This window comes from Halopolyspora algeriensis (genome assembly GCF_003337235.1).
Taxonomy (GTDB): Bacteria; Actinomycetota; Actinomycetes; order Mycobacteriales; family Pseudonocardiaceae; genus Haloactinomyces; species Haloactinomyces algeriensis.
Genome location: NZ_QPJC01000005.1, coordinates 189825 through 201903 on the forward strand (window position 1 = coordinate 189825; position 12079 = coordinate 201903).

Sequence of the window (12079 nt, forward strand, 5' to 3'; positions counted from 1 at the left end):
TACAGGAGAGGTCACACTCCCACCACCGTCCGGTAGGCCGGTTGGCGGCCTTCACTGTGCTGGGTGGCCAGTCGCAGCAAGCTCCAGAGCTGAGCGATGGCGTCGTGATCCCCGGTCAGCTCGACCGTCCGTGCCGGCAAGCGACCCCACAGCCACAAGTGGACTGCCGAAGCTTCGCCGGTGATCACACCGTCTTTCCTGCCGTGCCGGTCCGGTTGCGCGCGTGTGGCCGTCATCCACTCCCGGTCGGCTTCGATCATCCAGCGGTGCTCTCCTGCGCGCACCTCGAGCGTCCATGCACCGGAAGCAGCTATTCCGAGCGTGCGCAGGCGGTAACCGAACCACAGCCGCAGTATCTCGTCGATACCGTCGCAGGCCAGGTCGGGCGCCACCGGTGTCATCGGTATCCCCGCGGCGGTCTGGGCGTCCACGCGGTTCATGGTTGTCGCGTGCAGGGCCCGGCGGATCCAGAAGGTGACGCTGGAGTCTTCCGGCCACCAGGTCGGACAGGGGTCGCCGGGAGGTCGCGCGTCGAACTCGGCGATCAGTTCGGCCAGCCCGGCCGTGAAACGTCCCACCAGCGCGCGCTTGCCGCTTTCCGGGGATGGCGGTTTTTTGCGCGGCACCGTGGGGGTGGCGCCGTTCATCCAGCTCAGGGTGTCCTCGCACAGGTCACCGGCATGGCGAACGGTCTCCGCGAGGGTGCGGCCGGAGACCCCGTCCACCGGCGAGTCGGGATGCGCATCATGCGTGGCCGCCATCAGCAGCTGCCCCTCGATCCCGAGCAGGTCGAGCATCCTTCCATGATCGACCAGCGGAAACGGGCTCATCGCTCTGCCTTCGCCGGGATCTCGTCCACAGGTTCGCGCGGCATCACGATGACAACGATCGCGTTCCGGCGCACCGAAGCCGGTCGGATGGTGGGGATTCAACATCGGCATTCCTTACGAGTTGCTGTTCATGGCGATGCCTTTCCCGGCGGGGTCCGATGTGCATCGAGGCCGTCGGTGCACCTCGGCAGCGGGGCGCAAGCACCGGCACGTCTGCTCAGCCGTGGGGAAGCCGGCGTGTTCGGTGGTGGTGTGCTTCCCCCACACCACCACCGAACCGCGTCCGAACCGCCGTCACGAGCTCGCAGCCGCCTTCACCGAAAGCGCACTGCAGGGCCGTATCGGTCTCGACCGTGGTTGGCCGGTCGAATGTCAGTTCGAACAAGGTCAGAGTAACGGGACGGGCGGAGAGGATTCAAGAACTTCACCGTGGATCACCAGTTCGAATGACATGTTCCGGTGTCGCGCACGGCACGAGTCCCGGTGTCGCCGTCTCGCCGGCACAACAGCGCTTCCCCCACCGGACGGCACGCACCGCGAGCCACCCTTTAGTGTTCGAAGCGTGACCGCCGCACCTTCTCCGCACCGTGACCGAGTGGTGGAACTTTCCACCGACCAACTCCGCACCCGTCTCACCGAAGCCGTGCAGCTCTATGTCACGGCGATGGGCTACTCACCGTCCACCGTGCAACAACGCGCCCCCATGTGGTCGGCACACATGCTGCGCCCGGGATGGCGCTGCATCGCAGCGTTCAACTCACGCGACGAACTCGTCGGTGTCGGATACGGCTACCTCGGCACCCCCGGCCAGTGGTGGCACGAGCAGGTACACCGAGGAATGCTCGCGACGTTTCCCGCTGCCCGGGTCGAGGAGTGGATGGGCCACTACTTCGAGTTGACCGAGCTGCACGTGCGGCCGGACAGCCAGGGCCGTGGGCTCGGGGAGAGCATCCTGCGCCGCCTGCTCGACGGCGCCGAAGGACGGACGGTCCTGCTGTCCACTCCGGAGGGACCGACCCGAGCCTGGACCCTGTACCGCCGGGTCGGTTTCGTCGATCTCCTCCGCGACTACCACTTCGCCGGAGATTCGCGGCCCTTCGCCGTGCTCGGGCGCGAGCTGCCGCTCGATGCCCCGACCTGAGTGTCCCGTCCGTGAACCCGGCCCTTTCCGCTCACGCGATCAGCCCGGGCCGGGGTTCTGCCACCCGTACCGCTCCCCGAGCCAACCCGTGCTCCCTTTCACAGCAGGGCGAGTTGCTGGCGAAGAGTGTCCAGTCCCATCGCGCCCATCCGCAACGCGCTCCGGTGGAAGGTTTTGAGGTCGAAGGCCGCGCCGTGCCGGTTGCGGGCATCGTCGCGGGCCGCCAGCCACAGACGTTCCCCGAGCTTGTACGAGGGCGCCTGCCCCGGCCAGCCGAGGTACCGGTCGATCTCGTCGCGCACGTGGGGCGGGTCCGTGATGGTTCTGGTGAGCATGAATTCCAGCCCCAGTTCGGGAGTCCAGTGGCGACCCTCGTGGAACCCCGTTCCCGCCGGGATCTCCAATTCCAGGTGCATACCGATGTCCACGATCACCCGGGCAGCGCGGAACAGCTGATCATTGAGCATACCGAGCAGGTCGCCGTCGTCGGAGAGGTATCCGAGTTCGCGCATCAACCGCTCCGCGTACAGCGCCCACCCCTCCCCGTGCGCCGACACGAAGCAGGCCAGCCGCTGGAACTTGTTCAGCCGCTGCGACTGATGTATGGACGTGGCGATCTGGAGGTGATGACCGGGCACACCCTCGTGGTACACGGTCGAGACCTCCCGCCAGGTCGGGAACTCCTCCTTGTCCTCGGGCACCGACCACCACATCCGACCGGGGCGGGAGAAATCGTCGGTGGGGCCCGTGTAGTAGGCACCGACACCCCCGCCGGGGGGAGCGATACGGCACTCCAGGTTCATCAGCTCATCGGGAATCTCGAAGTGGGTGTCCCGCAGCTCCCGCAGTGCCTGGTCCGACAGTCGCTGCATCCACCCGGCGAAGGCCTCCTGGCCGTGCACCCGGTAGCGGGGGTCGGCATCGAGAGCCGCAGCGGCCTCGGCCAGGGTCGCCCCGCGCTTGATCCGGTCGGCGACCTGCTTCATCTCGGCTTCGATCGAGGCGAACTCGTGCCAGCCCCACTCGTATGCCTCCCGCAGGTCCAGCTCGGCACCGGTGAAGAATCGCGACCACAGGCGGTAGCGCTGCTCACCGACCGCGTCCTTGGTCGGCGCCTGCGGCAGCAATTCGGAACGCAGAAAACCCGCCAATCCCGCATAGGCCTCGGCCGCGTGCCCGGCGGCGGTCTCCAGCTCTCCGCGCAGGCTCGGGTCGATACCGTCGGCACGAGCCACCAGCGACGAGAAGAAGGACGTCCCGTTGCTGCGACCGGCCCAGGTTTCACACTGCTCGGCGACACGCTCGACCTGCCGGGCCGCCGAGATGGTGCCGTCCGCGGCGGCCCGAGCCAGCCCTTCTTGCAGCCCTCGAATCGCCGAGGGCATCGCCGAGAGGCGCCGGGCAACCGTTCGCCACTGCTCGGGAGTGTCGGTGGGCATCAGGTCGAACACCTGGCGGAGCTCCTGCACCGGACTGGCGATCACATTCAGCGAGGCCATGTCGGCACCCGCATCGTGCAGCTCGATGTCCAGACCGACCCGCTCCAGGAACACGGCCTGAGCCACCCGCTCCGACTCGTCGGCGGGCTCGGCCGCGGCCACCTCGTCCACCGCTCGACGCGCCAGTTCGGCACGAGCGCGGTGGCCCTCCGGGGAGTAGTCGGTCAACTCCTCGTCCCGGCCGGGAATCCCGAGGGCAGTCGCCGTGATCGGATCGAGCTCGGCCAATTCCTCGACGAACCGGTCGCTGATCTGGTGGACACCGTGCTGCTCGGATGGCATGCCGGAAACATTATCGCGCCGCGCGCCCACATCTCGAGCAGGATTGCACACCGGCTCCGGACGCAGCACCGGATCGACGAGTGACACCCGATCGCACCCGGTGAAATCCGTGTTCCGATGGCACGATTCAACGAGTGCGCCAGGCAACGTGGGGAATCGGCATGCATCGACGGTCATCGGCATTGATGCTGCTCATCACACTGGTGGCAGTGCTGGTGAGCGGATGCTTGAACGCGAATGTATCTCTGACCATTTACGAGAACGATCGAGTCTCCGGACAGCTCATGGTGGCGGTGCCCACCCCCGACGGGGAGGAGCCCCTGCGACTACAGCCCCCGCAGGGGATGGCCGACCGTGTCCGGGTTTCGCCTTATGACAACGGGGACCGCTCCGGATCGAAGCTGTCGTTCACGAAGCTGACCTTCGACGAACTCGAACATCTGGCGGCGTCGCTGAGCAGAGCCGACTCCCGGTATCGCTTCGACATCGAGCGGGCGGGATCTCTGGTCACGGTGCAGGGATCGGTCGACCTGACACCTCTGGCCGAAACCGATTCCTCCGTGCTGATCGAAATCAATACGCCGGGCGAGGTCACCAGCACGAACGGCCGGACGAACGCCGGGATGGTGAGCTGGTATCCGCCCCCGGGAGAAGTGACCCAGATCTCGGCCACCTTCCAGTTCACCGGTACCACCCAGAACGTGTTCTGGTGGAGCTGGACCACCCTGTTCAGTGCCCTGACTCTCGCAACGGCCGTGCTGGTCGCGGTACTCGCCCTGCTCAATCATCGCCGGATGCGCAATGACACTGCCGAGTCGGCTCCGTGACCGGCGGTGTCCACACAGCCGGAGACCTCGCCGAGGGTGTGCCGGATCCGCTGCGGGCACTGCCGCACCGACCGGATACCTCCGGCACAGCCGGACACCCCTTCGCACCTTCCGACCAGGGCATCACCGACGATGGACGGATGCGCGCACAGGACCTGGTCGTCGAGGAAACCGCCACCGAGGATGCCGTCACCGTGGACACCGACCTGCCCGGCCAGGTACACGAAACGCTGGCCGACTACCTGGAGATCCGGATCACCGAGTGCCGGGACATCGACCCTGCCTTCGCCGAGGCCGTCCGGGAACTCGCCCGCTTCGTTCTCGGGGGCGGTAAACGCATCAGGCCCGCCTTCGCCTGGTGGGGGTGGCGTGCGGCAGGTGGTGCCGCCGAGGGGCGACAGGCGACCGCGATGCTCCGGGCGGCCAGTGCGCTGGAGCTGATCCAGACCTGTGCACTGATGCACGACGATCTCATCGACGATTCCGACACCCGGCGCGGTCACTCCACCGTCCACGTCAGGTTCGCCGAGACACACCGCAACGAGCGCTGGAACGGATCCGCACGCCGGTTCGGTACCGCCGCTGCGGTGCTGCTCGGCGACCTGGCAATGAGCTGGGCCGATGACATGGTGCGCTCGTCGGGCTTACCCGGTGCCTGCCTGGCACGGGCGATGCAGCCCTGGCAGGCCATGCGCACCGAGGTGCTCGCCGGCCAGTACCTCGACATCCTCGGCCAGGCACGTGGCGACGAGAGCCCGGAGGCCGCGCTGCGGATCGACGAACTCAAGTCCGCTTCCTACACGGTGCAGCGTCCACTGCAGTTCGGCGCCGAACTCGGGGGTGCCGATGCGGCGACCATGGCTGCGCTGAGCCGGTTCGGCGCCGACATCGGCGTGGCTTTCCAGCTTCGCGACGACCTGCTCGGGGTGTTCGGCGATCCCGACGTCACCGGCAAGCCGGCCGGAGACGATCTGCGTGAGGGCAAGCGAACCCTGCTGGTGGCCGAAGCGTTCGGCCGGGCACGGCAGCACGGCGACCAAAGTTCGCTCGATGTCCTGCATTCCGTCCTGGGCGAGGAGGACCCGCACCCTTCGCAGGTGCAGCAGGCGCGGCAGGTGCTCGAACACCTCGGCGCCGTGCGCGCCGTGGAGGACCGGATCACCACACTCACCGAGAAAGCCATGGCGACCCTGGAAACCACCGATCTGCCCGAACCCGCTGCGACACGACTGGCCGAGCTGGCGATCGCCGTCACCGACCGCAATGCCTGAGAAAACGTCGCTGCGGGCTAGAACCCCATGGCCTGTGCGCGGCGCTTCACTTCGCGACCGCGGTCCCCGCGCAGGGCATCGATCGGTGTGCCCGGCAGCGTGTCATCGGCGGTGAACAGCCAGCGCAGGATCTCGTCCTCGGTGTAACCGTTGTCCCGGAGCAGAGTGATCGTGCCCCCGAGCCCCTTGACGATCGCGGTATCGGTCAGGAAAGAGCTCGGCACGACCAGCACTCCCTCGCGGCGGACCGCCAGCAGGTGGCCGTCGCGGATCAGTTGGTGTATCCGGGTCACCGGCACGCCGAGCCGCTCGGCGACGTCGGGGAGCGGGACCACCTCCACGTCGGGAGCAAGCACATCCGGGGCAGCTGGGACAGCACTCACGTTTCCCACTGTGCCAGTCGGCACGCTCCACCGCCAGTCGGCCACCCCGGCGACGGCTCGTGTACCGTACACCGGGAGAGACATGCTTTCTCCTACGATCGGTACCGTGTTCGAGAGTGCGTTCCAGGATCCGCCGGCCGACCTGCGCGGCGCGAACAGTGTCTCGACCGGTGCACCGCGGCGATACGGCGTATTCTGCTTGCACACTGCAGAAGCTTCATCCGGTCGACGGGCATTCCCCGGTGCCGCATTCCTGGAGGTATTGCTGACACGGCTGTTTGCGGTGGGCACAACATGACCGCCGAGACTCGGCACGACAGGCGAGACGACCTCGTCGGGGCCATGCTGGAGCGTCGCTACCGGGTCGACTCGCTGATCGCGCGAGGCGGAATGTCGACGGTGTATCGCGGTCTGGACACCCGCCTCGACCGGCCGGTCGCCCTCAAGGTGATGGACTCGCAGTACTCCGGTGATCGATCGTTCATCGACCGATTCGAACGGGAAGCTCGCGCCGCCGCTCGGCTGCATCATCCCGATGTCGTCGCCGTCTACGACCAGGGAGTCGACCGGGAGGTCGACGGCGACCGCGTGTACCTGGTGATGCAGCTGGTCGAGGGCTGCACGCTACGGGACCTCATCCGACGCCAGGGCAGGCTGCCACTGCCGGTGGCGATCAGTGTGCTGGAATCGGTGCTCTCGGCGCTGGCCGCAGCGCACCGCGCGGACATGGTTCACCGCGATATCAAGCCGGAGAACGTGCTGATCGGGGCGGACGGTTCGGTCAAGGTCACCGACTTCGGCCTCGTCCGCGCGGCGGCTTCGGCGGGCACCACCAGTGGCAGTGTCATCCTCGGGACCGTCGCCTACCTTTCACCGGAACAGGTGACCACGGGAGCGGCGGACGCACGCACGGACGTCTACGCGGCCGGTGTCGTGCTGTACGAAATGCTCATCGGCGAACCCCCGTACACCGGTGATACCGCCCTGTCCGTGGCCTACCGGCACGTCAACGACGACATCCCCGCTCCCAGCGAGCACGTGCCCGAACTCCCGCCCGCCGTCGACGATCTGGTGTTGCGCGCCACCCGCAGGGACGCCTCGGTGCGCCCTGCCGATGCCGAGGCGTTCCTCACCGAGATCCGGACCCTGCAGAGCAGACTGGGCATGGAACCGGCAGCGATCCCGCTTCCGGGCGCCGAAGAGCCGACCGAGCAGGTTGGTGATGGCGACGGCGACCCTGTCACCGACCGCTTTCCGTCGGTGGGCACGACCGCGAGCGATGTCTCCGCGGTGGCATCGGCCCACCAGGACATCCGGACGGGAGGGCCGCAGGGAACCCGCGCACTCGCGCGACCCGTGCTCGACCCCGAGCAGACACAGGACCTGGCCGCCGTGGAGACACGGCACTCCGAGGAGCACAGTGGTGGTCTCGACCGGTCACGCCGCCGCAGCCGACGGAGGTTCACGGTCTCCACGCTGGTGGTCCTGTTGTTGGCGGCCCTGGTCGGTGGCACGGCATGGTGGCTCGGCACCGGGCGCTACGTCACGGTGCCACAGGTCACCGGAAAGAGCGAAGCGGCAGCCAAGCAGGCTCTGCAGCGTGCCGGGCTGAAGCCGGACATCACCCGCTCCTACCACGACACGATATCCGCAGGAACGGTGATCAGTGCCTCGCCGACCGGGGGATCCCGCGCCATGCGCGGCGAGGAGATCCGGATGGTCGTCTCGCGGGGCAAACCGAAGGTGCCCGAAGTACCCGTGGGCACTCCTGTGAGCGAGGCACAGCGCATTCTGCGCGATGCGAAGCTCGACCCCACGCTGGACTCCTCGGCCGATCGGTACCACACCAGCGTTCCGAAGGGGCGTGTCCTCGGCCTCAGTCCTGCTCCGGGCACGCCGGTGGCGACCAGTGCCACGGTCACGATCATCGTCAGCAAGGGACCCCCGCCGGTGGCCGTGCCCGACGTGCGCGGGAAGAGCAAGGAGCAAGCGTTCGCGGCGCTGCGCCAGGCCGGATTCGAGCCCTATGTGAAGGGCAAGAAGTTCTCCTCCGAGGTGAACACCAACCACGTCATCAGCACGGATCCGAAGGTCGGAACGGAAGTCGAACTTCGGGGCAGTCCCCGAGTCGGAGTGGTGCTGTCGAACGCGGTCACCGTGCCGAACTTCATGGGTATGCGTGCCCGCCAAGCGCAGGAAAAGGCCGCGGGTCTCGGGCTGGAGCTCGAGGTGAAGTCGTTCCTGAACCGGTCGAACGGCCGCGTACTGGGCCAGTTGCCCCTGGCGGGCAACAAGGTTGAACCCGGTTCCACGGTCACCATCACCACGCTGTAGAGGGCGCTGCGGGAACTGCAGAAGGCGCCGTCGAGAGGCGGGGCTGACAAGACTGCGTCAGTGGTTCCGTGAACCGCCGTCTCGGGACCGGCCTTCCACACCGGGCCAAAGCCGTGTCGACGCACGCTCGGACGGCGACACCGCCGACTTTCCCGCGGACGGTGACCCTCACTCATCGAGTGCCACAGGCCCGGTCGAACATCGGTCAAAAGTCCCGTATGGGACCATTGAGGGCACCATGCCCCCGAGTCGTGCCCCGGTATCGACGCGGATCCCATGGTCCCACCGGACCGGCCTCACCGCGCTCGACAACGCTCCCGGCAGCAGCCGTGCACCGCGCGGGCCGCTGCCGCTGCGCACCGTTCTGCTCGGCGCGATCGGGACGGTGCTCATGCTGGTGGGTTCGGTCGGTGCCGCCGCCACCCTCGTGCATGATCCGATCCTGGCATCGACGCCGCTGGCGGCTCTCCGCTACGGCCACGGCGAGTACCTCGCCACCGCGGCCGTCTACCTGGGTTTCGGGCTGCTGGTGTGGGCATGGGTGCGTCTGGGGCGCGGCGTGCTCGCCTGCCGAGTCGGCGCTCGTGGTGTGCTGCTGGCCGCCGTCACCTGGATGGCGCCGCTGCTGATCGCACCCCCGCTGTTCACGCGGGACGTCTACAGCTACCTCGCCCAGGGCCTGCTGGCCCTGAACGGGATCGATCCGTACTCGGTCGGGCCTGCGGCCCTGACCGGGCCGATCCCGGAGAACGTGCACCCGTTCTGGCAGACCACCCCGGCACCGTACGGTCCCTTGTTCATCGGCCTGTCCCAGGGTGTGGTGCTCGTGGCCGGAGACAGCGTGATCATCGGCGTCGTCCTGATGCGCGTGCTCCTGCTCGGTGGGCTCGCCATGCTGATCTTCGCCTTGCCGGGGCTGGTCCGGCATCTCGGCGGAAACCTGCCGGTCGCCCTGTGGCTCACCGTGGCAGGTCCCATGACCGTGGTACACCTGGTGGGGGGTCCACACAACGACCTGCTGATGATCGGCCTGCTCGCACTCGGCACACTGCTGACCCTCCAAGGCAGGCACGCCTCCGGCATCGCCCTGGTGACGCTGGCGATGGCGATCAAGGCGACCGCGGGGCTCCTGCTTCCCTTCCTGGTCTGGGTGTGGGCGAACAGGTTGAGCGGCTCCCCTCGGCATCGGTTCGCCAAGGCCGTCGCTCCCGCGCTCCTGGTCCACTGCGCGGTCTTCGGCAGCTGTACGGCACTGGCCGGTTTCGGACTGGGATGGTTGCACGGCTTGTCGGCACCGTCCCTGATCACCACGTACACGTCCCTACCGACCGGGCTCGGTCAGCTCCTGCACGGCGCCACCGAAGTGTTTCTCGACGTCGACGCCGGCGTGTTCATCGGTGTGTGCCGCGCGCTCGGCGGGCTGGCACTCGTGTCGCTACTGGTCTGGCAGTGGTGGCAGGCACGCGACGGAGGCACCGGCGCCGTCCGCCGCGCGACACTTCTGCTGTTCGCGGGAGCGGTGCTGTCGCCCACGACATTCCCGTGGTACTTGACTTGGAGCCTCGCGCTTGCTGCAGCACTGCCCTGGAGCAGACGCGCGCTGTCCGTTGTGGTCGGCGCCTCGGTCGGGCTGGTACTCGCCTACTACCCCGACGGGGAGCACGGGTTGTACAACTGGCCCTTCATGGCAGCGGTCGTGGGGCTCTCGCTCCTGGCTGCCGTGTCGCTGACCCGATTCGATCCCCTGAGGCTGAGCGGTGTCTTCGGGCGCTCCCGTTCCCGCGGCGGTGTCGCGAGCCGATCCGGCACGGCCGCTCACGACCTTTCCACGTCGTGAGCGGCCGTCGAAGCCACGCCCGGGGATTTCAGCTGCGCAGCATCTCCGCCACGAGGAACGCCAGCTCCAGGGATTGCTGGGTGTTCAGGCGCGGATCGCAGGCGGTCTCATACCGGCCGGACAGGTCGGTGTCGGAAATGTCCTGCGCCCCGCCCAGGCACTCGGTGACGTCTTCGCCGGTCAACTCCACGTGAATACCACCAGGGTGCGTTCCGAGCCGGTGATGCACCTCGAAGAAGCCCTGCACCTCGTCCACGACCCGATCGAAATGCCGGGTCTTGTATCCGGTGCTGGACTCGTGGGTGTTGCCGTGCATCGGGTCGCACTGCCAGATCACCTGGTGGCCGGAGGCGGTGACCTTTTCCACGATCGGCGGCAACAGATCGCGCACCTGGCCGTTGCCCATCCGACTGATCAGGGTCAACCGGCCCGGCTCGTTGTGCGGGTCGAGCCGTTCCACGTACTCGACCGCCTGCTCCGGAGTCGTACTCGGCCCGATCTTCAACCCGATCGGGTTCGAAATCAGCTCGGCGAAAGCGATGTGCGCGCCGTCGAGCTGACGGGTGCGGTCACCCACCCACAGGAAGTGTCCGGACAGGTCGTACAGGCGTGGTTCGGGTCCGCTGGTGTCCAGCCGCAGCATCGCCCGTTCGTAGTCCAGCACCAGGGCCTCGTGGCTGGAGTAGAAGTCCACGGAGTGCAAGCTGGAATCGTTGACTCCGCAGGCCGACATGAACCGCAGCCCCCGGTCGATCTCCGCGGCGACCGACTCGTAACGCTCCCCCGCGGGCGAATTGAGCACGAAGTCCTTGTTCCAGTCGTGCACCTGCGCCAACGCGGCCATTCCCCCACTGGTCAGCGCTCGCGACAGGTTCATCGTCGCGCTCGCATTGGCGTAGGCACGGATCAGCCGCGACGGGTCGTGAACTCGCGCCTGCTCCGTGGCGGTCAGCGAGTTCACCATGTCACCGCGGTAGCTCGGCAACCCGAGGGCATCGGTCGACTTGGAGCGCGGCTTGGAGTACTGACCGGCCATGCGCCCGACCTTGACCACCGGCATGCTCGCGCCGTAGGTGAGCACCACGGCCATCTGCAGCAGGGTGCGGATGCTCGCGCGGATGTGCGGTTCGGTGTTGTCGGCGAACGTCTCGGCACAGTCGCCGCCCTGCAGCAGGAACGCCTCACCCCGGGCCACTGCCGCGAGGCTCTCCCGGAGCCGATTCACCTCGGACGGGACGGTCACCGGCGGCACACTCTCCAGCACCGTCCGGACGTTGCGCGCCTGTTCCGGATCGGGCCACTCGGGCTGCTGTGCTGCAGACCGGGCCAGCGCATCATCGAGTCGAGCGCGCATGTCGGTCGGCAACGGTGGCAGTTCGGGAAGGGTATCCACCGGTACGTCGACTGTCCACGATTTGAAACTGTTCACGACACTACCTTGACCTGCACTCGGTGGGCATGGGTACTCATCTCGGCGCTCCTGGAGCATCCTTCGCGGTCCTCGTTCGAGTGGACAGGCAAGGCAGCACCGTCCACACGGCGACAGACCAGGGCACGCCGACCAGGGTAGGCGCTCCGCACCCCACACCACACAGCGGGAGTGACCGTCCCAACAAACGGGAGACCGCATCCGGAATTCCGCATGCCGGTTTCCCGGTGTTCGACATCAAGGACG

The 12079-nt window shown here is 67.5% G+C and carries 9 protein-coding genes; 5 read left to right on the forward strand and 4 right to left on the reverse strand.

What is annotated here, in order from left to right:
- Positions 1-11 precede the first annotated feature (11 nt).
- Positions 12-797, reverse strand: a complete 786-nt coding sequence (locus DFQ14_RS10510) for a maleylpyruvate isomerase N-terminal domain-containing protein (RefSeq protein ID WP_257233636.1) — start codon at positions 795-797, stop codon at positions 12-14.
- Between the two features lie 595 nt (positions 798-1392).
- On the opposite strand from DFQ14_RS10510, the gene DFQ14_RS10515 reads away from it, so the two are divergent.
- On the forward strand, positions 1393-1971 hold the full coding sequence (locus tag DFQ14_RS10515; RefSeq protein ID WP_114453033.1) for a GNAT family N-acetyltransferase: 579 nt from the start codon (positions 1393-1395) through the stop codon (positions 1969-1971).
- 98 nt (positions 1972-2069) lie between these two features.
- Here the strand turns inward: DFQ14_RS10515 and DFQ14_RS10520 are convergent, their stop codons facing one another.
- Positions 2070-3752 carry a DUF885 domain-containing protein gene (locus DFQ14_RS10520; RefSeq protein ID WP_114453110.1) on the reverse strand — a complete coding sequence of 561 codons (1683 nt, stop codon included), beginning with the start codon at positions 3750-3752 and terminating at the stop codon, positions 2070-2072.
- A gap of 161 nt (positions 3753-3913) precedes the next feature.
- On the opposite strand from DFQ14_RS10520, the gene DFQ14_RS10525 reads away from it, so the two are divergent.
- Together DFQ14_RS10525 and DFQ14_RS10530 are read left to right on the forward strand one after the other, a co-directional pair.
- Positions 3914-4579 (forward strand): DUF3153 domain-containing protein, encoded by a 666-nt coding sequence (locus tag DFQ14_RS10525; RefSeq protein WP_257233637.1) that lies wholly within the window; start codon positions 3914-3916, stop codon positions 4577-4579.
- Between the two features lie 140 nt (positions 4580-4719).
- Positions 4720-5850 carry a polyprenyl synthetase family protein gene (locus tag DFQ14_RS10530; protein WP_114453111.1) on the forward strand — a complete coding sequence of 377 codons (1131 nt, stop codon included), beginning with the start codon at positions 4720-4722 and terminating at the stop codon, positions 5848-5850.
- 17 nt (positions 5851-5867) lie between these two features.
- On the opposite strand, the gene DFQ14_RS10535 is transcribed toward DFQ14_RS10530, so the two are convergent.
- Entirely contained in the window at positions 5868-6233 is a 366-nt protein-coding gene (locus DFQ14_RS10535) for an Rv2175c family DNA-binding protein (RefSeq protein ID WP_218956399.1), read from the reverse strand.
- Positions 6234-6527: 294 nt separating this feature from the next.
- On the opposite strand from DFQ14_RS10535, the gene pknB reads away from it, so the two are divergent.
- Together pknB and mptB are read left to right on the forward strand one after the other, a co-directional pair.
- Positions 6528-8567: a Stk1 family PASTA domain-containing Ser/Thr kinase gene (pknB, locus tag DFQ14_RS10540; protein WP_257233638.1), complete on the forward strand. Its 2040-nt coding sequence runs from the start codon at positions 6528-6530 to the stop codon at positions 8565-8567.
- A gap of 238 nt (positions 8568-8805) precedes the next feature.
- Positions 8806-10404, forward strand: a complete 1599-nt coding sequence (gene mptB / locus DFQ14_RS10545; protein WP_179951537.1) for a polyprenol phosphomannose-dependent alpha 1,6 mannosyltransferase MptB — start codon at positions 8806-8808, stop codon at positions 10402-10404.
- Between the two features lie 28 nt (positions 10405-10432).
- Here mptB and DFQ14_RS10550 read toward each other — a convergent pair whose 3' ends face one another.
- Positions 10433-11833: a class II 3-deoxy-7-phosphoheptulonate synthase gene (locus DFQ14_RS10550; protein WP_114453035.1), complete on the reverse strand. Its 1401-nt coding sequence runs from the start codon at positions 11831-11833 to the stop codon at positions 10433-10435.
- Positions 11834-12079: the final 246 nt, after the last annotated feature.

Coding starts and splice junctions, on each gene's coding strand:
- DFQ14_RS10510 (WP_257233636.1), bottom strand. CDS start 797: ATGCTCGACCTGCTCGGGATCGAGGGGCAGCTGCTGATGGCGGCCACG.
- DFQ14_RS10520 (WP_114453110.1), bottom strand. CDS start 3,752: ATGCCATCCGAGCAGCACGGTGTCCACCAGATCAGCGACCGGTTCGTC.
- DFQ14_RS10525 (WP_257233637.1), top strand. CDS start 3,914: ATGCATCGACGGTCATCGGCATTGATGCTGCTCATCACACTGGTGGCA.
- DFQ14_RS10530 (WP_114453111.1), top strand. CDS start 4,720: ATGCGCGCACAGGACCTGGTCGTCGAGGAAACCGCCACCGAGGATGCC.
- pknB (WP_257233638.1), top strand. CDS start 6,528: ATGACCGCCGAGACTCGGCACGACAGGCGAGACGACCTCGTCGGGGCC.
- mptB (WP_179951537.1), top strand. CDS start 8,806: ATGCCCCCGAGTCGTGCCCCGGTATCGACGCGGATCCCATGGTCCCAC.